Here is an 18,573-nt window from a genome sequence, read left to right on the forward strand (position 1 = left end):
GAACGACAGCGTGACCTACGTCATCGCGCAGCCTTGTGTCGACGTGAAGGACAAGGCGTGCATCGAAGAGTGCCCGGTTGACTGCATCTACGAGGGCGAGCGATCGCTCTACATCCACCCGGATGAGTGTGTCGACTGTGGCGCGTGCGAGCCGGTCTGCCCGGTCGAGGCGATCTTCTACGAGGACGACACTCCGGAGGAGTGGAAGGACTACTACAAGGCGAACGTCGAGTTCTTCGACGACCTGGGTTCGCCCGGTGGCGCCTCGAAGCTCGGCCTGATCGAGCGTGACCACCCGTTCATCGCCGCTCTGCCGCCGCAGAACGCCGACCACTGACGATCGGTGGCAGAACAGCTGTGAGCACCAACAGCACGCGCGCGCCGTTCCCGGGCCACCCGGGGGCGGCGCGTCGCGTTTCGGACAAGCTCCCGGTCTTTCCCTGGGACAAGCTGGAACCGTACAAGGCGACCGCCCTGGCCCACCCGGGCGGGCTCTGCGACTTCTCCGTCGGCACCCCGGTGGACCCGGTCCCCGAGGTCGTCCAGAAGGCGCTGGCCGCGCACACCGACACCCCCGGCTACCCGACCGTCTGGGGCCCGCTGGAGCTGCGCGAGGCGATCGCCGGCTGGCTGCACCGCCGGCTCGGCGCGCGGATCGGCCCGCAGGCCGTGCTGCCGACCGTCGGCTCCAAGGAGCTGGTGGCCTGGCTGCCGACCCAGCTCGGCCTCGGCCCCGGCGACCAGGTCGCCTACCCGCGCCTGGCCTACCCGACCTACGAGGTGGGCGCCCGGCTGTGCGGCGCCGAGCCGGTCGAGTACGACTCGGTGGACGAGCTGGACGGCTCCCGGGTGCGCCTGCTCTGGGTGAACTCGCCGTCCAACCCGACCGGCCGGGTGCTGGGCGCGGACGAGCTGCGCCGCGCCGTCGAGTGGGCCCGGGAGCACGGGGCACTGCTGGTCAGCGACGAGTGCTACCTGGAGCTGGGCTGGGAGGCCGACCCGGTCTCGGTCCTGCACCCGGACGTGTGCGGCGACGGCCACGAGGGCCTGCTGGCCGTGCACTCGCTCTCCAAGCGCTCCAACCTGGCCGGCTACCGCGCCTCCTTCGTGGCGGGCGACCCGGTGGTGGTCAAGGAGCTGCTGGAGGTGCGCAAGCACGGCGGCATGATCGTGCCGGCGCCGGTCCAGGCGGCGACGGTCGCCGCGCTCGCGGACGACGCGCACGTGGCCGAGCAGCGCGAGCGGTACGCGGCCCGGCGCTCGGCCCTGCGGGCGGCGCTGGAGGCGTACGGCTTCCGGATCGAGCACTCCGAGGCGAGCCTCTACCTGTGGGCGACCCAGGACCGCCCGTGCTGGGAGACGGTGGCCGAACTGGCCGGGCTGGGCATCCTGGTGGCGCCCGGCGACTTCTACGGGCCGGCCGGCGACCGCTTCGTGCGGGTCGCGTTCACGGCGACCGACGAGCGGGTCGCCGCGGCCGTGGAGCGGCTGGGCGCGGGGCGCTGACCGCACCCGGACGACCGTACGGCGAAGGGGGCCGGTGTCACGGACACCGGCCCCCTTCGGGGTTCTCCGCGGAGGCGGGGGTTACAGCGGCAGGCCGTTGAGGCCGCCGCCGTTGAGGCTGCCCAGCAGGCCGCCGAGCGGGCCGAGCGCGCCGGTCAGGCCGGACAGCGGGCTGTTCGAGCCGAGGTCGGCACCGCCGAGGCGGTTGGCCGACCCGTGCTCGGCCAGGCCGAGCACGTCGGTGGCGGGCAGGTCGGCCGGCAGGGCCTGCTCGACGGAGCCGAGGGGCAGCGCGCGCTGCACCGCGCCGACGGGCAGGGCGTCGGCGACGGCGGTGCCGCCGGGGACGGCGCCGGTGAGGGTCCCGGCGGCCGGCAGGGTCTGGGTGACCGGGCCCGAGGTGAGCCCGTCGAGCGGGCCGGTGCCGGCGGTGGCGCTGCGGGTGGCCGTGCTCTTGCCGGTGACGGCCTCGCCGAGCTTGCCGGCCAGGGCCGAGGTGACCTTCGGGGTGACCGAGGAGAGCTGGCCGGCCGTCGCGGCGGTCTGGTCGACCGGGGCGGTCAGCGAGCCGGCCTTCTCGTTGGCCTCGGGCAGCTGCTGGGCGACGATGTTGCCGGCGGCGTCGGCGGAGGCCGGTACGCCCGCGGCGACGGTGGCCGCACCGGTGGTGCCGGCGGCCTGGCCGAGCTGGTGGGTGGTGTGCTGGAGGGTGGAACCGGTGTCGGTGTTGGTCAGCTGGCCCAGCGGTGCCGCGAGGTCGCTCTTGGGCAGCAGGGCGTCTCCGCCCAGGGCGGACGCGGAGCCGGCGGCGAGCAGCGGGGTCGCTCCGGCGGCCACGACGAGCGCGGCCTGGGCGATCCGGCGCGTGAGGGGGTGAGACATGGGGCTCCTCGAAGGGGTCTGGGTCCGTCCCGTCCGCCCCGGGGGCCGGGTGTGGCCGATCGGGCGGACGACGTTGTTACCGCTTGAGAAGCCAGAAGGTTTCGGCCGGTGCAAGGAAGCTTCCTGGTCGATCATCGGATCGTACGACCACGACAGGGGTGTCCGCCGGGCCCGGTCGGACGTCGCCGAACCGGCCCCGGCCAAGGGCAGTGACGGTTCTCCATCCCGGTTCGCCGGAACGGGGGGTCGGTCCACCGGGGTTGACCGGAATCACCCGACCGGCGGCAACCCGAACACCAGTGCGTCAGCCCTTGTCGGCCGGGGCCAGAGTGACCTGGACGAGCTTGGTCGAGGTGCCCGAGGTCTGGCTCTGCCAGCCGTCCTCGGACTTGGACTTGCGCCAGATCTTCCCGTCGTAGGCGACCGTCGCGATGCCCAGCTGCTGGGCCTGGGCGACCGCCCAGTGGGCGACCTCCCAGCCGCTCGCCCGCTCGGCGACCACCCCGCCGTCCGCCCCCGCGTCCGAGGAGGAGGTCAGCGCGGCGGTGGCCGGGTCCGGGGTCAGCGAGACGGCGTTCTCGGCGCCCTTGATGGTCGAGGTGTAGCCGGTCGCCGGCGTCACCGTGCGGCCGAACTCCCGGCGCACCCGGTCGGACAGCACCTGGGCCCGGTCCGGCGCCGCGGCCGGGGTCGCGGTGGCACCCGGCGTCGCGCCCGGGGAGGCGGAGGCGGAGTCCGCCGGGTCCGGCTTGGCGTAGTCGTGCACCACGCAGGAGAACGAGGCGGGCTCCCGGCCGGCCAGCGCCGAGGTGAGCAGGGTCGCCTTGGTCTCGTGCTTGGCGTAGGCCTGCGGGTAGCCGCTCTTCTGCACCGTCTGCGCGGCGTCGGTCAGCGGCATCCGGGTGTAGCCGGGGACCTTGACCAGGCCGTCCAGGAACTTGTTGGTCGCGTACACCGGGTCCGAGATCTGCGCCGGGGTGCCCCAGCCCATCGACGGCCGCTGCTGGAAGAGGCCGATCGAGTCCCGGTCGCCGCCCGCCAGGTTGCGCAGCTTGGACTCCTGCATGGCGGTCGCCAGCGAGATCGTGGTGGCCCGGTCCGGCAGCCCGCGCGAGCGCGCCACCGCGGCGATCGTCGCGGCGTTGGCGGCCTGCGGCAGCTCCAGCGTGCCGCTGCCCGCCGCGGTCTTCACCGTGCACTCCTCGGACGCGCCCGGCTTGAAGCCGAACCACCAGATCCCGACCACGGCCAGACCGGCGACCAGGGCCAGGCCGAGCAGCCCGACGATCACCATCAGCAGGGCGCGCAGCGGCCCGCGGCGGCGAGTGGGCTCCTCTTCGTCGCCCAGCTCCTCGCTGCTCCTTCTCCTGGCCACCGTCGCCCCTCTCGCGCCTGCTCCTTGATCCGACACCGTACCCACTCGGACGGATGTGCGGCGCCTCCCGGTTGCCGTTGCCCGCCCACTCGCCGTCCGGGCGCCGCCCCCGGGGACGGCGGGGGCCGGTCCGTGTCACCGGGCGGCCGCACCGGCCCGCACCGGGCCGCGGACTAGGCTGGCGCCCATGAGCAGCCCGAACCCGACGCCCCTGGACCTCACTCTCGACGGCGGCGCGCTGACCGCCCGCCTCGTCGACTTCCCCTCGGTGAGCGGCGACGAGCAGGCGCTCGCCGACGCCGTGGAGGCCGCGCTGCGCGGCTACCCGCACCTCACCGTGGACCGCCACGGCAACAACGTGGTCGCCCGGACGAACCTGGGCCGGGCCGAGCGCGTCGTCCTGGCCGGCCACCTGGACACCGTGCCGATCGCCGACAACCTCCCCTCGTACGTCGAGGGCGACCTGCTCTACGGCTGCGGCACCTCGGACATGAAGTCCGGCGTGGCCGTCCAGCTGCGCCTGGCCGCCACGCTCGCCGAGCCCAACCGCGACCTCACCTTCGTCTTCTACGACTGCGAGGAGGTGGAGGCCCACCGCAACGGCCTGGGCCACCTCGCCAAGGACCACCCGCAGTGGCTGGCGGGCGACTTCGCGGTGCTGATGGAGCCCAGCGGCGGCATGGTCGAGGGCGGCTGCCAGGGCACCCTGCGGGCGCAGGTGCGGCTCACCGGCGTGCGCGCCCACGCGGCCCGCAGCTGGCTCGGCGACAACGCCATCCACCACGCCGCCGAGGTGCTCACCCGGCTCGCGGACTACCGGCCGCGCCGGGTGGAGATCGACGGCCTGGAGTACCGCGAGGGCCTGAACGCGGTGCGGATCGACGGCGGCGTGGCCGGCAACGTGATCCCGGACGAGTGCGTCGTCACGGTCAACTTCCGCTACGCGCCGGACCGCAGCGAGGCCGACGCGGAGAAGCACGTGCGCGAGGTCTTCGACGGTTTCGAGCTCACCGTCACCGACTTCGCCGCGGGCGCCCTGCCCGGACTCGCCCAGCCGGCCGCCCAGGCCTTCCTGGCGGCCACCGGCGGCCAGGCCCGGGCCAAGTTCGGCTGGACCGACGTCGCCCGCTTCAGCGCGCTCGGCGTCCCGGCCGTCAACTACGGCCCCGGGGACCCGAACCTGGCGCACAAGCGCGAGGAGCACTGCTCGCTGAGCGCCATCGCCGAGGTCGAGGAGCGGCTGCGCGCCTGGCTGACCAGCTGAGCCGCGCGCGGCTCAGCTCGTACGATCAGCGGCCGAACGCCACCTTCCGGTTGCTCAACCGACCTTCCCCCGTTGCCTGAAAACGGGGGAAGATCGGCGTAGGGTTTCGTCATGACAGGCACAGGAGACGAGAAGCACTACGGTCACGGTCCCGAGCAGGTCGGGGTGCCGCGGAAGAAGAAGGCCTGGCCCGAGAAGCAGAAGGGCCCGGTGCTGGTGCGCCGGGACCAGGTCGGCACGAGCACCACGGACCAGCGCCTGCTGGACACCACCGGCCCCACCGACTGGCTGCACACCGACCCGTGGCGGGTCCTGCGGATCACCTCCGAGTTCGTCGAGGGCTTCGGCGCCCTCGCCGAACTCCCGCCCGCTATCAGCGTCTTCGGCTCCGCCCGGACCCCGGTCGACTCGCCCGAGTACCAGGCGGGCGTGGAGATCGGCCGGGCCCTCGTCGAGGCCGGCTACGCGGTGATCACCGGCGGCGGCCCGGGCGCGATGGAGGCCGCCAACCGCGGCGCCTCCGGGGCCGGCGGCCTCAGCGTCGGGCTCGGCATCGAGCTGCCCTTCGAGCAGGGCCTCAACGAGTTCGTCGACCTCGGTCTGAACTTCCGCTACTTCTTCGTCCGCAAGACGATGTTCGTGAAGTACGCCCAGGGCTTCGTGGTCCTGCCCGGCGGGCTCGGCACGCTGGACGAGCTGTTCGAGGCGCTCACCCTGGTGCAGACGAAGAAGGTCACCCGCTTCCCGGTGATCCTCTACGGCAGCGCCTACTGGGGCGGCCTCTACGAGTGGCTGAAGAACACCCTGGTCGCGCAGGGCAAGGCGGCCCCGCACGACCTGGAGCTGTTCCACATCACCGACGAGATCGACGAGGTCATGAAGATCCTCGCCGACGCCCGCCGGCCCGCCGGCGAGATCTAGGCCAGCCCCCGGCGGGCGACCGCCGGGGCGCGGGTGCCCCGGATCGAGGCGACCATGTCCAGCACCTGGCGGGTCTCCGCGACCTGGTGCACCCGGTAGATCCGCGCACCCAGCCAGGCCGAGACCGCGGTGGTGGCCAGGGTGCCGAGCAGCCGCTCGTTCACCGGCTTGTCCAGGGTCTCGCCGACGAAGTCCTTGTTGGAGAGCGAGACCAGCACCGGGAAGCCGGTCGCGGTCATCTCCGGCAGCCGCCGGGTGGCCTCCAGCGAGTGCCGGGTGTTCTTGCCGAAGTCGTGCCCCGGGTCGATGACCACCGCGTCCCGCCGCACGCCGAGCTCCACCGCGCGCTCGGCCAGTCCCACGGTCACCCGCAGGATGTCCGCCATCACGTCCTCGTACCCGACCCGGTGCGGCCGGGTGCGGGGTTCGGCGCCGCCGGCGTGGGTGCAGACCAGCCCGGCGTCGTACCGGGCGGCCACCTCGGCGAGCTTCGGGTCCACCCCGCCCCAGGCGTCGTTCAGCAGGTCCGCGCCCACCTCGCAGACCGCCTCGCCGACCTCGTGCCGCCAGGTGTCCACGCTGATGACCGCCTCGGGGTGGCGCTTGCGCAGCTCGGCCACGAAGGGCACGGTGCGCCGCAGTTCCTCCTCGACCGTGACCTCGTCGCCCGGCCCGGCCTTCACCCCGCCGATGTCCAGGATCGCCGCGCCCTCGGCCATCGCCCGGTCCGCGGCGGCGAAGGCGGCCCGGTCGGCGAAGGTCGCGCCCTTGTCGAAGAACGAGTCCGGCGTCCGGTTGACGATCGCCATGATCACCAGCTCGTCGTCACCGAATTCCCGCGGTCCCAGGCGCAGTGCCACCGATGTCTCCTCCACAGCTCCTGCGGGTGCGATGATGGCCCCCGGCCTCACTAAGGGACCATGCTGTCATGATCAGTGTGGTTACCTGCCACCACATAGCGGACCGGCCGGGAGTTCGGGAGGACAGCTCGTGTTCTGGGTGATCGTGGTCGCCATGGCCGTGGTGGTCGGTGGTGCCGCCCTGGTGGCGCTGGGTGGGGGTGGGTCGATGCCGGAGGCGGTACCGGACCGCATCTCCGCGCGACTGCCGCAGGACCGCCCGCTGGGCAAGGCGGACGTGGACGAGCTGCGCCTGCCGATGGCGCTGCGCGGCTACCGGATGGACGAGGTGGACGACGTCCTGGACCGCCTCGGCGCCGAACTCGCCTACCGCGACGCGCGGATCGCCGAGCTGGAGGCCGCCGCCCACCTGCGCGGCGCGGTCGAGGCGACCACCGCCCCCGACCCGGCGGCCGAGCCGCTGCCCGGCCTGGAGCAGTTCGCCCAGGTGGTCGAGCCGGCCGTGGTGCTCGCCAAGCAGCCGGCCGGGGAGCAGACCCCCGAGGACGCGAAGCCGGGGGCCGACAAGTGAACGGGTGCGCATGAGTGGTGAGGTCGAGGGCGCGGTGCTCGGTGCGGACGGGCTGCGCCGCTGCGCCTGGGGCGATTCCACCGACGACTACCGGGTCTACCACGACACCGAGTGGGGCCGTCCGGTGCACGGCGACGACGCGCTGTTCGAGCGGGTCTGCCTGGAGGCCTTCCAGTCGGGCCTGTCCTGGCTGACCATCCTGCGCCGCCGCGAGGGCTTCCGGGCCGCGTTCGCGGGTTTCGAGATCGCCGAGGTCGCCGAGTTCGGCGAGGCGGACAAGGAGCGCCTGCTCGCCGACGCCGGCATCATCCGCAACCGGGCCAAGATCGAGGCGGCGATCGCCAACGCGCGGGTCGCCCGCGATCTGGAGGGCGGCCTGGACGCGCTGATCTGGCGGTTCGCCGCCGAGCCGGACCGGCCGGCCCCCCGCACGCTGAGCGAGGTGCCGGCCGTCACGCCGGAGTCGACGGCGCTGGCGAAGGCGCTGAAGAAGGAGGGCTTCCGCTTCGTCGGCCCGACCACCGCCTACGCCCTGATGCAGGCCTGCGGGCTGGTCGACGACCACCTGGCGGACTGCCACGTCCGCACCGGCGCCAAGGGCTGACCGCCGACGCGGGGACCCGGTGGTCGGCCCCCGCGCGCTTCAGCGGCCCAGGTACTTCGGCTTCTCCTTGGCGATGAAGGCGCGCACCGCGATCCGGTGGTCCTCGCTCTCGCCCGCCAGCGTCTGCAACTCGTCCTCCTTGTCGAGGAGTTCGTCCAGCGAGTGGGAGGCGCCGTACGCCAGCGACTCCTTGATGGCGCCGTAGGCGACGGTCGGGCCCTCGGCCAGCTCGCGGGCGAAGGCCCGGGCGGTGGCGGCGAGTTCCTCGGCCGGCACCACCTTGGTGGCCAGGCCCAGCTCCATCGCCTCGGCGGCCTTGACCGTCCGGGGGAGCATCAGCAGCTCGGTGGCCCTGGCGTGCCCGACCAGCCGGGGCAGTGTCCAGGAGGCGCCCGAGTCGGCGGTCAGCCCGATCCCGGCGAAGGCGGTGTTGAAGCCGGCCCGGTCGGACAGGAAACGGAAGTCGCAGGCGAAGGCGAGCGAGGCGCCGGCTCCGGCCGCCACCCCGCCGACCGCGGCGACGGTCGGCTTGCGCATCCCGGCCAGCGCCCGCACCAGCGGGTTGTAGTGCTCGGCGACGGTCCGCAGCGCGCCCTCGCCGGTCTCCTCGGCCCGCTTCAGCAGGGTCAGGTGCTCGTTCAGGTCCTGGCCGACGCAGAAGGCCCGCTCGCCCGCCCCGGTCAGCAGGACGGCCCGCACCGCCGGGTCCGCGGCCGCGGCGGTCACGGCGTCGCGCAGCGCGATCTTGGTGGCGACGTCGAGCGCGTTCATCGCCTCCGGGCGGTTGATGGTGAGGACGGCCAGGCCGCCGTCCAGCTCGTACAGCACGGAATCGGACATGGGTGAGGGCTCCCGGGGTCGAGGCGGTGTCGGTCGTGTGTGTCAGGATGCCGGAGCACACGGGGGCCTGGGGAGTGTGAGGTATCGCACCTTCCGGTGCTGTCCGTACCGCCGCCACGCCGGGGCTTATGACGCGGTTTGCGGCGGTTGGGGGCGGTCCGGCCGTGGTTGCACCGAGAGTGATGTTGGTCATCAGCCCGTGGCATGCGGGATAATGGCTTCCGATCAATGCGTTCGATACCGGCGGTGGACGGACTGCCGGTGCGTAGCTGAGCGGTTGCAGGAAGGGGAACGAGCATGGCGGCCATGAAGCCGCGGACGGGTGACGGCCCGCTCGAAGTCACCAAAGAGGGGCGGGGCATCATCATGCGCGTTCCGCTCGAAGGCGGCGGACGCCTTGTGGTGGAGCTCACGCCTGACGAGGCCGACGCCCTCGGCGAGGCCCTGAAGAAGGCCTGCGGCTGACCGCAGCAGGTGCTCGCCATCTCCTGGAGATGTGCTGCCGGGCCCGGGTACGACGTCATGTCGGCCCGGGTCCGCACGTTTTCCGGGCCCGGTCCCCGCGGGGCGCCGGGCTCGGCGCTCGATGGCGCCGGGCTCAGCGCTCGATGGCGCCGGGCTCAGCGCTTGATGGCGCAGAGCAGCCCGTCCGACACCGGCAGCAGTGCCGGCAGCAGGGCCTCGCTCTCCCGCACGTCCCGGACCAGGTCCCGGACGGCGCCGGTCTGCGGGTCCTGGAGCTCCGGTTCGGCCAGCCTGCCCTCCTGGAAGACCCCCTCGAAACAGACCATCCCGCCCGGCCGCAGCAGCCGCAGCGCCTCCAGCAGGTACTCGCAGGACTCGACCGGGTCGCCGTCGCAGAACACCAGGTCGTACTGGCCGTCGGCGAGCCGGGGCAGCACCTCCAGGGCCCGGCCCGGTATGAACCGGGAGCGGTTGGCCGCGAACCCGGCCGCCTGGTACGCCTCGCGGGCCAGCTGCTGGCGCACCGGTTCGGAGTCCACCGTGGTGAGCACGCCGTCCGGCCGCATCCCGCGCAGCAGGTAGACCCCTGATACCCCGGTGCCGGTGCCGATCTCGGCGACCGCCTTGGCGTCCAGCGCGGCGGCCAGCAGCCGCAGGCACGCCCCGCCGCTCGGCCCGATCGCCTTTATCCCGGTCCGCGCGGACTGGGCCCGGGCGTAGGTCAGCACCGCGTCCTCGCTCACGTAGGTGTCGGCGAGGGCCGCACGTGCGGGCCCGAATTCGCTGATGGCTGCCTCTTTCGGAGCGCCGGGCGGCAGCCCGGTGCCGAGGGATGTCGATATTTCCTGGCACAGATTACTGGCCGACCGGGAACCGCGTACGGCGGCGGGCCGTTGTCAGGACGGACCGGGTGCGGAAGGCCTCCCGGGCACTTTTATCCGGGCTTGACGGGTGAGGTGGATATGGTGGTGGCCCTGCTGGGCAGAAGAGCCGACCGAGGAGGTGTGGCCGAGGGCGACGTCCCTGTGCGGCGGCACTCCCGCGGCACCGCGTCAGCCCGTACGCCGAAGCCCGTGATGAACCAGCCTGCGCACTCCGACCTGGACCAGCCCGCGGCCGCTACGCCGACCGACGGTGCCACCGAGGCCCCCGCCCTCGCGACCTTCACCGAAGGTCCCGACGCGCAGACCTGGACTCCGCCCACCTGGGAGGAGATCGTCGAGGCGCACAGCGCCCGCGTCTACCGGCTCGCCTACCGTCTGACGGGCAACCAGCACGACGCCGAGGACCTCACCCAGGAGGTCTTCGTCCGGGTGTTCCGTTCGCTGTCGACCTACACCCCCGGCACGTTCGAGGGCTGGCTGCACCGGATCACCACCAACCTCTTCCTGGACATGGTCCGCCGCCGCCAGCGCATCCGCTTCGACGCGCTCGGCGAGGACGCGGCGGAGCGGCTCGCCTCCCGCGAGCCCAGCCCGGCCCAGCACTTCAGCGACACCCACTTCGACGCCGACGTCCAGCAGGCGCTGGACACCCTCGCGCCGGAGTTCCGGGCCGCCGTGGTGCTCTGCGACATCGAGGGCCTGTCCTACGAGGAGATCGCCGCCACGCTGGGCGTCAAGCTCGGCACCGTCCGCAGCCGCATCCACCGCGGCCGCTCGCACCTGCGCGCCGCGCTCAAGCACCGCGCCCCCGGCTCGGCCCCCGGCCGTGAGCGCCGCGGCGGCTCGGAGGAGCCGGTGCCGGTCGGCGTCGGCGTGGTCGAGGCCGCGGTCGCGCCCGGTGGGCGCGGACGGAGGCGATCGTGAGCGGAACCAGCCGGTCCGGTTCGGATCGTTCGGATGCGTCCGACCGGTCCCTGACCCGACGGGGCTGGGCCCTGCCGGGCCGTCGCGGAGGCGACGAACCCGGTGAGCCCGTGCTGCCCGCGGTGGCACTGCCCGCGGACACGGCGCTGCACGCGCTTCCCGTCCGCCCCACCGCGCCCGCCGCCGAGGAGCACCACCTGGGCGAGCGCCTCTCCGCCTTCCTGGACGGCGAACTCGGCCACGACTCGCGCGACCGCGTCCAGGCCCACCTGGCGACCTGCCCCCAGTGCCTCGCCGAGGCCGACGAGGGCCGCGCCGTCAAGCACATGCTGACCCGCACCGGCACCCCCGGCCCGTCCTCCGCGCTGATGGCCCGCCTGATGGCCGTCGGAAACCTCCCCGAGGACGCCCCGGCGGACCGCGACCGGCCGACCGGACGCGGCCGCCGCGATGACGACGACGACCTGCCCGGTGGCGGGGTCGCGGCCACCGGCACGCTCGGCGGCAGCCGGCTCGACGGCGGCTCCTTCGGCCGCGGTGCCGGGGCCTCCTTCGGCGCGGGCGCGCTCGGCGCCGGCGCCCCGCTGCCCGGGGTGGACCCGCGCGCCTTCGGGCGCGGCGCGGTGCTGCGGCCGCTCATGGGCCGGCGCGCGGCCCGTCCCGAGCCCACCGCCGCCCCGGCCCGTCCGCAGCCCTCCGCGGCCGTCGTGCGCCCTCCCGCGCGCGGACGCCGACTGGTGTTCGCGGCCGCGGGCGCCTTCTCCGTCGCCGCGGTGACGCTCGGCGGCGTCGGCGGGCTCAGCACCCAGGGCGAGGAGCGCCACGGCACCACCGTCAGCCCGCCCGGTGCCGGCACCGGCCGGGGCGGCGGACTCGTCCCGATGAACGCGCAGGTCCCGGTGGACTTCCCGGGCCGCCCGGTCGCCGCGACCCGCGAGGCGACCCCGCCGGGCTACCCGGAGCGCTACCCCGGGGGCGCCGCCGCACTGCGCCAGCAGACTCGCTAGAGCGGCCCTCGACGGACACCGGTGTTCCGGTCCGGACGGCCTCGGCCACCGGCAGGTCTTTACCACGGCTTCATCCCAGCGTGGACCAGGGACTCGCCGGTGGCCATTACCCTGTAGGAACCGTCGTCCGACGAGCTAGGGAGCAAAGGTGTTCAGCGACGTGGGTGGGCTGGAGCTCCTGACGCTCGCCGTGATGGCGATCATCATCTTCGGCCCGGACAAACTGCCGAAATTGATCCAGGACACCATGGGCTTCATCCGGAAGATCCGTTCCTTCGCCGACAACGCGAAGGAGGACATCCGCAGCGAGCTGGGCCCCGAGTTCCAGGACTTCGAGTTCGAGGACCTGAACCCCAAGACCTTCGTCCGCAAGCAGCTCATGGGCGGCCAGGACGACCCGCTGGGCCTCAAGGAGATGAAGGACTCGCTGGACATCCGCTCGGTCCTGGACGACAAGCCCGCGGCGCCGGTCAACGGCCGCAGCGGCAGCGTCAGCTTCGAGAAGTCCGAGCCGGCCGCCGCCTCCACCGGTGCCCCGCTGGCGCCCGGCGAGCGCCCCCCGTTCGACCCCGACGCCACCTGATCACGCCGCGTACGCCGGTCGATCCGCACCGCGTACGGCGCCTCCGGCTCCGCGCCACCGCCCCGCCCGGCCACCGGCTGAGCGGGGCGGTGGCGCGTGCGCCGCTATTGTGCTGATTGTTCCCGCTGAGCCGTCCGTCACAACGCGCCCCGTCGCGTACCAGGAACGGCCCCGGGGAGCGCCGCGGTGCGCCACCATGGGAGCGCGCCACGGCAGGCAAACGTGTGTTTGAGGAGGCCCGGGGATGGACGCGACGAGTCAGGCGGGAGGGGCGACGGCCACGGCCGGCGGCCCGGTGGTCGGCGGACAGGCCGGCCCGGTGGACCCGCTGGTGCCCTACCTGTCCGCAGACTTCCCCTGGTACGGGCTGGACGAGGGCTGGACCGGCCGCCGCTTCCTGGTGCAGGCCGGCGCCGGCCCCCGCACCGCGGGCAGCGTCGACTACGGCTCGCTCGGCCACGGCGAGGAGCCGGCCCAGCGGTACGAGCCGCGAGACGTGCGGAAGTTCGCCGTCGTGGTCACGGTGGCCCGCCGGGACAGCCGCCGCAGTGCCGACAACACCGGCACCCTGGAGGCGACCTCCGCCTCCTCCGCGGCCTGGCTGGCCGGCTCCGGCCTGCTCGCCGGGACCTGGCCCGGGCAGTTGGACCGGGCGCTGCGCCAGGACTGGCTGGACCAGCAGAGCAGCCTCGCCTGGGACCTCGCCGACGACCTGGCGGGCCCCGGCTGGTCCACCCTCAGCCTGCCCGTCAACGGGCTGCCGCAGCCCTTCCGCTACCGCGAGTCCGAGTACGGCTGGGTGCTGGCCGGCGAGGCCCCCGGCGTCCTGCTCGGCGCCTACGGCCGCGGCGTCAGCGCCTACGGCATCGGCTTCTCCACCGTTCCGGAGCTGGCCGCCTACACCCGGCCGTAGCGCCCCGGGGCGCGCGACGGTACGACGAAGGGCCGGGTGGTCCGGCCACCCGGCCCTTCGTCGGTCACGGTCTCAGAACTTGTTCCTGGGCGTCAGGCCCAGCGACATGCCGGACAGCCCGCGCTGGCGGCCGCCGAGCTTGCCGGCCACGGCGCGCAGGGCGGCGCCGGCCGGGGAGTCGGGCGCGGCGAGTACGACCGGGCGGCCGTCGTCGCCGCCCTCGCGCAGCCGTACGTCGATCGGGATCGAGCCGAGCACCGGGACGGTCGCGCCGACGGTGCGGGTGAGCGCGTCCGCGACGGTCCGGCCGCCGCCGGTCCCGAAGACGTCGATCATCTCGTCGCAGTGCGGGCACGGCATGCCGGACATGTTCTCGATCACGCCGACGATCTTCTGGTGGGTCTGCACCGCGATGGTCCCGGCCCGCTCGGCGACCTCGGCGGCGGCCATCTGCGGGGTGGTGACGATCAGGATCTCCGCGTTGGGGACCAGCTGGGCCACCGAGATCGCGATGTCGCCGGTGCCGGGCGGCAGGTCCAGCAGCAGCACGTCCAGGTCGCCCCAGTACACGTCGGCGAGGAACTGCTGGAGCGCGCGGTGCAGCATCGGGCCGCGCCAGACCACCGGGGCGTTGCCCGGGGTGAACATGCCGATCGAGATGACCTTCACGCCGTTCGCCTGCGGCGGCATGATCATGTCCTGGACCTGGGTCGGACGGCCCTCGACGCCCAGCATGCGCGGCACGCTGTGGCCGTAGATGTCGGCGTCCACCACGGCGACCTTCAGACCGTCGGCGGCCATCGCGGCCGCCAGGTTGACGGTCACCGAGGACTTGCCGACGCCGCCCTTGCCGGAGGCGACGGCGTAGACCCTGGTCAGCGTGCCCGGCTTGGCGAACGGGATCTCCCGCTCGGGGGCGCCGCCGCGCAGCAGCTGGGACAGCTCCTTGCGCTGCTCGTCGCTCATCACGTCGAGCTCGACCTCGACGCCGGTCACGCCGGGGACCTTCCCGACCGCCTCGCGCACCCGGGTGACGATGGTGTCGCGCATCGGGCAGCCGGAGACCGTCAGGTAGACCGCGACGCGCACCGCGCCGCCCTCGGCGATCCCGACCGATTTCACCATGCCGATCTCGGTGATCGGGCGGTTGATCTCCGGGTCGTTGACGGTCGCCAGCGCCTGGCGTACGGACTCCTCCGTGACGCCGGCCGCGACCTCTGTCTCGTTGGCCATGCCTTGATGGTACGGCGCCGACGGATTCCCTTGACTCGCCGGTAGCGTGCCGAGGGTCACAGGGCGTCGGAGGACTCCCGGCGCTCGTCGATCTCCTTGAGCAGGGACTGGAGTTCGGACCGGATGAAGTCCCGCGTGGCCACCTCGCCGAGCCCGTGCCGCAGGGCCGCGACCTCGCGGGTCAGGTACTCGGTGTCGGCGATGTTGCGGTCGCTGCGGGCCCGGTCCTGCTCCATGTTGACCCGGTCCCGGTTGTCCTGGCGGTTCTGCGCCAGCAGGATCAGCGGGGCCGCGTACGAGGCCTGCAGGGACAGCGCCAGGGTCAGGAAGATGAACGGGTACTCGTCGAAGCGCACGTTCGCCGGCAGCAGGGTGTTCCACGCTATCCAGACGACGACCACCACCGTCATCCAGACGATGAACCGGCCGGTGCCGAGGAAGCGGGCGATCCGCTCGGACAGGACGCCGAAGGCCTCCGGGTCGTAGGAGGGCAGCGAGAGCAGGCCGGGCCGCGCGGTGCGCGGCTGGTCGAGCCGGGCGCGGCCGGTGCCGGTGATCGGCGCGGTGTCCGAGCGCCGGTCCCGGCCGCCCTCGCGGGTGCGCAGCTCGCGCAGCTGACGCAGCTGGCGCAGTTCTCCCTGGAGGCGTCGGCGCGCGGAGTCGTCCGGCCGTCCGCTGCGGTCACCGTCCACCGGTCACCCCTTCGCTCTCGTCGTCGCGGTCCTCGTCGTGGGCGTGCAGCGCGGCGTCGCGCCAGTCGTCCGGCAGCAGGTGGTCGAGCACGTCGTCGACGGTCACCGCGCCGAGCAGGTGGTCCGCGTCGTCCACGACCGGTGCGGCGACCAGGTTGTAGGTCGCCAGGTAGCTGGTGATCAGCGACAGCGGGGTGTCCGGCGGCAGCGGGTCCAGGTCGTCGTCCACCAGCGAGCCGACCAGGACGTACGGGGGTTCGCGCAGCAGCCGCTGGAAGTGCACGGTGCCCAGGTAGCGGCCGGTCGGGGTCTCGTTCGGCGGGCGGCAGACGAAGACCTGCGCGGCCAGCGCGGGCTTGTGGTCGCTGACCCGGACCCGGGCCAGCGCCTCGGCGACGGTCGCGTCCGGCTCCAGCACGACCGGCTCGGTGGTCATCAGACCGCCGGCGGTGTCCTCCTCGTAGGTCAGCAGGCGGCGCACCGGCGCGGCCTCGTCCGGCTCCATCAGCTGGAGCAGCCGCTCGGCCTCGTCGCCGGGCAGCTCGGAGAGCAGGTCGGCGGCGTCGTCCGGGTCCATCGCCTCCAGGACGTCGGCGGCGCGCTCCTCCTGGAGCTTGCCGATGATCTCGACCTGGTCGTCCTCGGGCAGCTCCTCCAGGACGTCGGCCAGCCGCTCGTCGTCGAGGGCGGCGGCGACCTCGGCCCGGCGCTTGGCGGACAGGTGGTGCAGCACGCTGGCGAGGTCGGCGGGGCGCAGCTGCTCGAAGGTGGCGAGCAGGTTGGCCGCGCCCTGGTCCTGTTCGGTCAGCGAGAAGCCGGTGACGTCCTGCCAGTCCAGGGTGAGCCGTTCGCCCTTGCCCTTGCGCAGCCGGCCGGCCCGGCCGAGCTGGACGAAGACCTTGCTGATCTCCCACTCGCGCAGCCGGCTCTGCACCATGCCGACGTCCAGCACGGTGACCTGCTCGCCGGTCTTGGACCAGGTGACGGTGCGGTCCAGCAGTTCGGCGAGCACCAGGGTCTCGGACGGGCGCTGCTCGAAGCGGCGCATGTTGATCACGCCGGTGGTGAGCACCTGGCCGGACTCCAGGCTGGTCACCCGGGTCATCGGCAGGAAGATCCGGCGCCGGCCGACCACCTCGACCACCAGGCCGAGCACGCGCGGCGGGCGGCCGCCGAGCCGCAGCGACACGACCACGTCCCGGACCCGCCCGACCTGGTCGCCGTTCGGGTCGAAGACCGCGATGGCGGACAGATGGGAGATGAAGACCCGGGTGCCTGGCCCTGCCATGGACTCCCTCGACTCGCTCGATGCCGTACCGGATGCGCCGGGGGCGCGTCCGCGGCCAAGGCTACCCGCGTGTTCCGGGCCCGGCCGGGAGGCACGGTAGCCGTCGGACGAGTCCCGGGCGTGAACCTTTAACGGCGCTTGAACAGCAGTTTGGGCAGGCCGGCCGGGATCGGGCGGCGGGTGGTGGCCGGGGTGGGCAGCGGCTGGGCGGCGTGCGAGCCGTCCGGCATCGCCCCGGGGTGCTCGGTGAGCGGGCCGGTCGGCTCCAGCCGCAGCACCCGGCACTCGCGGGCCCAGCGGGTGGTGATGGCGTCGGTGTCGGGCGCGTTCAGCCGCTTGCCCTTGAGCTCCTCGACGGCGCCCAGCCAGGCCTCGCTGCCCGGGGCCGGTTCGACCACCCGGGCGTTCCAGCCGGTCAGTCGGCCGCCCTTGTCCTTGCTGCGGACGGTGACCACGGCCCCGGCGCCGGGCTCCAGGCCGTGCAGCGGCTGCTCGCCGCCCCCGCCGACCACCACGACGGCGCCGTCGTGCCAGGCGTGCCACAGCGGCCGGGCGTGCTCCTGCCCGTCCGCGCGCACCCAGAGCAGGCCGGACTTCTTCGCGGCCTCCTCCAGCAGGGCCTGGTCGAGGAAGTCGTCGGCGGTCGCGGCGGCGGGCGTACGGTCCATGGCGGACAGCGTACGGCCACCGGGGGCCCTCCGGCGGAGCGGTCCGGAGCCGGTCGGACGTCTCAGCCTCCGGGCGACAGTTCCATTGCGCCGCCATGGGCCTTACCGTATGACCGCCCCACCCCCGCGACCAGCAAGGAGCGCCGTGTCCGCCGCCCGGCCCGCGACCGCCCCCTCCGCCGCCCCGACCACCCCCGCGACCGCCGGCCCGGGGCCGGCGCACCCGCTCCCCACCCTCGACCTGCTGCTGCTCGCCGTCTCGATCGGCGGCATCTCGCTGTCCGGTCCGCTGATCAGCGCCACCGCCGCGCCCGCGCTGGCGATCGCCTTCTGGCGCAACGTCATGTCGGTCGGCGTCCTCGGCCCGTACGCGCTGCTGCGCCACCGCGCCGAACTGCGCGGGATCGGCCGGCGGGCACTGCTGCTCGCGGTGGCCGCGGGAGTGCTGCTCGGCGTGCACTTCGCGCTCTGGATGCCCAGCCTGCGGATGACCTCGGTGGCCTCGGCCACCGCCCTGGTCACCACCACCCCGCTGTGGACCATCCTGCTGATGCGGCTGATGGGCGTCCGGGCGCCGCGAGCGGTCTGGACCGGCACGATCGTCGCCTTCGCCGGCGTGCTGGTGCTGACCGGCGTGGACCTCTCGCTCTCCCCGCGCGCGCTGCTCGGCGACGCCCTCGCGCTCGGCGCGGGCCTGGCCGCCGCCGGGTACATGCTGCTGGGCGCCGAGGTCCGCAGGACCGTCAGCACCACCGCCTACACCCTGGTCTGCTACGCCACCACGGCGGTCGTGCTGCTGGGGATCTGCCTGGTGGCCGGAACGCCGCTGGCCGGATGGCCGGCCGGGGTGTGGTGGCAGATCGTGCTGCTGATGGTCGCCGCCCAGCTGCTCGGCCACTCGCTGAGCAACCGCGTGGTGCGCAACCTCGGGCCGTCGATCACCTCCACCGCGATCCTGCTGGAGACCCCGGGCGCGGCGCTGATCGCCGCCCTCTGGCTGGGCCAGTGGCCCCCGGCGGCCGCCTACCCGGCGGTGGTGCTGATCCTGCTCGGCCTGGTACTGGTCGCCCGCGGCGGGCGGCGCTGACCGTCG

General features: G+C 73.8%; 21 protein-coding genes. 12 read left to right on the top strand and 9 right to left on the bottom strand.

The features are described from left to right. Positions 1 to 10: 10 nt before the first annotated feature. Together fdxA and dapC are read left to right on the top strand one after the other, a co-directional pair. Entirely contained in the window at positions 11 to 337 is a 327-nt protein-coding gene (gene fdxA, locus ACFWJ4_RS06400; protein WP_030061559.1) for a ferredoxin, read from the top strand. A gap of 20 nt (positions 338 to 357) precedes the next feature. Next, the gene (gene dapC / locus ACFWJ4_RS06405) at positions 358 to 1,506 is read left to right on the top strand and encodes a succinyldiaminopimelate transaminase (RefSeq protein ID WP_380539904.1); all 1,149 of its coding nucleotides are present in this window, start codon (positions 358 to 360) and stop codon (positions 1,504 to 1,506) included. 81 nt (positions 1,507 to 1,587) lie between these two features. Here dapC and ACFWJ4_RS06410 read toward each other — a convergent pair whose 3' ends face one another. Together ACFWJ4_RS06410 and ACFWJ4_RS06415 are read right to left on the bottom strand one after the other, a co-directional pair. Next, the gene (locus ACFWJ4_RS06410) at positions 1,588 to 2,388 is read right to left on the bottom strand and encodes a hypothetical protein (protein ID WP_359903560.1); all 801 of its coding nucleotides are present in this window, start codon (positions 2,386 to 2,388) and stop codon (positions 1,588 to 1,590) included. A 304-nt stretch (positions 2,389 to 2,692) separates the two neighbouring features. Continuing rightward, complete coding sequence (locus ACFWJ4_RS06415; RefSeq protein WP_380539907.1) at positions 2,693 to 3,763, bottom strand: hypothetical protein; 1,071 nt, start codon at positions 3,761 to 3,763, stop codon at positions 2,693 to 2,695. A gap of 187 nt (positions 3,764 to 3,950) precedes the next feature. Here ACFWJ4_RS06415 and dapE point away from each other — a divergent pair, with 187 nt between their 5' ends. Further along, entirely contained in the window at positions 3,951 to 5,027 is a 1,077-nt protein-coding gene (dapE, locus tag ACFWJ4_RS06420; protein WP_380539910.1) for a succinyl-diaminopimelate desuccinylase, read from the top strand. Positions 5,028 to 5,138: 111 nt separating this feature from the next. Further along, entirely contained in the window at positions 5,139 to 5,948 is an 810-nt protein-coding gene (locus ACFWJ4_RS06425) for a TIGR00730 family Rossman fold protein (protein WP_380350134.1), read from the top strand. On the opposite strand, the gene folP is transcribed toward ACFWJ4_RS06425, so the two are convergent. Further along, positions 5,945 to 6,757: a dihydropteroate synthase gene (folP, locus tag ACFWJ4_RS06430; protein ID WP_380540053.1), complete on the bottom strand. Its 813-nt coding sequence runs from the start codon at positions 6,755 to 6,757 to the stop codon at positions 5,945 to 5,947. The two genes, ACFWJ4_RS06425 and folP, sit on opposite strands and share 4 nt — an antisense overlap. Positions 6,758 to 6,938: 181 nt before the next feature. Here folP and ACFWJ4_RS06435 point away from each other — a divergent pair, with 181 nt between their 5' ends. Together ACFWJ4_RS06435 and ACFWJ4_RS06440 are read left to right on the top strand one after the other, a co-directional pair. Further along, positions 6,939 to 7,379: a DivIVA domain-containing protein gene (locus ACFWJ4_RS06435; RefSeq protein WP_359903551.1), complete on the top strand. Its 441-nt coding sequence runs from the start codon at positions 6,939 to 6,941 to the stop codon at positions 7,377 to 7,379. A 10-nt stretch (positions 7,380 to 7,389) separates the two neighbouring features. Continuing rightward, a complete protein-coding gene (locus tag ACFWJ4_RS06440; protein WP_359903548.1) occupies positions 7,390 to 7,983 on the top strand; it encodes a DNA-3-methyladenine glycosylase I in 594 nt (197 codons plus the stop codon). Positions 7,984 to 8,022: 39 nt separating this feature from the next. Here ACFWJ4_RS06440 and ACFWJ4_RS06445 read toward each other — a convergent pair whose 3' ends face one another. Further along, a complete protein-coding gene (locus tag ACFWJ4_RS06445) occupies positions 8,023 to 8,823 on the bottom strand; it encodes an enoyl-CoA hydratase-related protein (RefSeq protein ID WP_359903545.1) in 801 nt (266 codons plus the stop codon). Positions 8,824 to 9,120: 297 nt separating this feature from the next. Here ACFWJ4_RS06445 and ACFWJ4_RS06450 point away from each other — a divergent pair, with 297 nt between their 5' ends. After that, on the top strand, positions 9,121 to 9,288 hold the full coding sequence (locus ACFWJ4_RS06450) for a DUF3117 domain-containing protein (protein WP_014137929.1): 168 nt from the start codon (positions 9,121 to 9,123) through the stop codon (positions 9,286 to 9,288). A gap of 155 nt (positions 9,289 to 9,443) precedes the next feature. Here ACFWJ4_RS06450 and ACFWJ4_RS06455 read toward each other — a convergent pair whose 3' ends face one another. Continuing rightward, entirely contained in the window at positions 9,444 to 10,106 is a 663-nt protein-coding gene (locus tag ACFWJ4_RS06455; RefSeq protein WP_380540056.1) for an O-methyltransferase, read from the bottom strand. Between the two features lie 258 nt (positions 10,107 to 10,364). Between ACFWJ4_RS06455 and sigE the strand changes: the two genes are divergently transcribed. The 4 genes from sigE (at position 10,365) to ACFWJ4_RS06475 (ending at position 13,599) form a co-directional block, all read left to right on the top strand. Continuing rightward, positions 10,365 to 11,096 (top strand): RNA polymerase sigma factor SigE, encoded by a 732-nt coding sequence (sigE, locus tag ACFWJ4_RS06460; RefSeq protein WP_380350193.1) that lies wholly within the window; start codon positions 10,365 to 10,367, stop codon positions 11,094 to 11,096. 122 nt (positions 11,097 to 11,218) lie between these two features. Next, positions 11,219 to 12,103: a zf-HC2 domain-containing protein gene (locus tag ACFWJ4_RS06465; RefSeq protein WP_380539913.1), complete on the top strand. Its 885-nt coding sequence runs from the start codon at positions 11,219 to 11,221 to the stop codon at positions 12,101 to 12,103. 148 nt (positions 12,104 to 12,251) lie between these two features. Continuing rightward, entirely contained in the window at positions 12,252 to 12,686 is a 435-nt protein-coding gene (locus tag ACFWJ4_RS06470) for a sec-independent translocase (RefSeq protein ID WP_359903540.1), read from the top strand. A 244-nt stretch (positions 12,687 to 12,930) separates the two neighbouring features. Continuing rightward, positions 12,931 to 13,599, top strand: a complete 669-nt coding sequence (locus tag ACFWJ4_RS06475) for a hypothetical protein (protein ID WP_359903538.1) — start codon at positions 12,931 to 12,933, stop codon at positions 13,597 to 13,599. 72 nt (positions 13,600 to 13,671) lie between these two features. On the opposite strand, the gene ACFWJ4_RS06480 is transcribed toward ACFWJ4_RS06475, so the two are convergent. From ACFWJ4_RS06480 to ACFWJ4_RS06495, 4 genes are all read right to left on the bottom strand, one after another. Continuing rightward, entirely contained in the window at positions 13,672 to 14,832 is a 1,161-nt protein-coding gene (locus tag ACFWJ4_RS06480) for an Mrp/NBP35 family ATP-binding protein (RefSeq protein ID WP_359903536.1), read from the bottom strand. A gap of 56 nt (positions 14,833 to 14,888) precedes the next feature. Next, on the bottom strand, positions 14,889 to 15,437 hold the full coding sequence (locus tag ACFWJ4_RS06485; protein ID WP_380350196.1) for a DUF1003 domain-containing protein: 549 nt from the start codon (positions 15,435 to 15,437) through the stop codon (positions 14,889 to 14,891). Positions 15,438 to 15,513: 76 nt separating this feature from the next. Then, positions 15,514 to 16,812, bottom strand: coding sequence for a magnesium transporter MgtE N-terminal domain-containing protein (locus ACFWJ4_RS06490; protein WP_359903533.1), 1,299 nt, complete (start codon positions 16,810 to 16,812; stop codon positions 15,514 to 15,516). Between the two features lie 128 nt (positions 16,813 to 16,940). Then, on the bottom strand, positions 16,941 to 17,480 hold the full coding sequence (locus ACFWJ4_RS06495) for a hypothetical protein (protein WP_380539916.1): 540 nt from the start codon (positions 17,478 to 17,480) through the stop codon (positions 16,941 to 16,943). A gap of 145 nt (positions 17,481 to 17,625) precedes the next feature. Here ACFWJ4_RS06495 and ACFWJ4_RS06500 point away from each other — a divergent pair, with 145 nt between their 5' ends. After that, positions 17,626 to 18,567, top strand: coding sequence for a DMT family transporter (locus ACFWJ4_RS06500; RefSeq protein ID WP_380539919.1), 942 nt, complete (start codon positions 17,626 to 17,628; stop codon positions 18,565 to 18,567). The last annotated feature ends 6 nt before the right edge of the window (positions 18,568 to 18,573 follow it).

It is taken from the genome of Kitasatospora sp. NPDC127067, assembly GCF_042724755.1.
In the GTDB taxonomy this organism is placed as follows: domain Bacteria; phylum Actinomycetota; class Actinomycetes; order Streptomycetales; family Streptomycetaceae; genus Kitasatospora; species Kitasatospora lactacystinica.

Bases quoted from the DNA above. Each gene is read 5' to 3' on its own strand.
- ACFWJ4_RS06410 (WP_359903560.1), bottom strand. From the start codon at position 2,388: ATGTCTCACCCCCTCACGCGCCGGATCGCCCAGGCCGCGCTCGTCGTG.
- dapE (WP_380539910.1), top strand. From the start codon at position 3,951: ATGAGCAGCCCGAACCCGACGCCCCTGGACCTCACTCTCGACGGCGGC.
- ACFWJ4_RS06425 (WP_380350134.1), top strand. From the start codon at position 5,139: ATGACAGGCACAGGAGACGAGAAGCACTACGGTCACGGTCCCGAGCAG.
- folP (WP_380540053.1), bottom strand. From the start codon at position 6,757: ATGGCGATCGTCAACCGGACGCCGGACTCGTTCTTCGACAAGGGCGCG.
- ACFWJ4_RS06440 (WP_359903548.1), top strand. From the start codon at position 7,390: ATGAGTGGTGAGGTCGAGGGCGCGGTGCTCGGTGCGGACGGGCTGCGC.
- ACFWJ4_RS06445 (WP_359903545.1), bottom strand. From the start codon at position 8,823: ATGTCCGATTCCGTGCTGTACGAGCTGGACGGCGGCCTGGCCGTCCTC.
- ACFWJ4_RS06450 (WP_014137929.1), top strand. From the start codon at position 9,121: ATGGCGGCCATGAAGCCGCGGACGGGTGACGGCCCGCTCGAAGTCACC.
- sigE (WP_380350193.1), top strand. From the start codon at position 10,365: ATGAACCAGCCTGCGCACTCCGACCTGGACCAGCCCGCGGCCGCTACG.
- ACFWJ4_RS06475 (WP_359903538.1), top strand. From the start codon at position 12,931: ATGGACGCGACGAGTCAGGCGGGAGGGGCGACGGCCACGGCCGGCGGC.
- ACFWJ4_RS06480 (WP_359903536.1), bottom strand. From the start codon at position 14,832: ATGGCCAACGAGACAGAGGTCGCGGCCGGCGTCACGGAGGAGTCCGTA.
- ACFWJ4_RS06490 (WP_359903533.1), bottom strand. From the start codon at position 16,812: ATGGCAGGGCCAGGCACCCGGGTCTTCATCTCCCATCTGTCCGCCATC.
- ACFWJ4_RS06495 (WP_380539916.1), bottom strand. From the start codon at position 17,480: ATGGACCGTACGCCCGCCGCCGCGACCGCCGACGACTTCCTCGACCAG.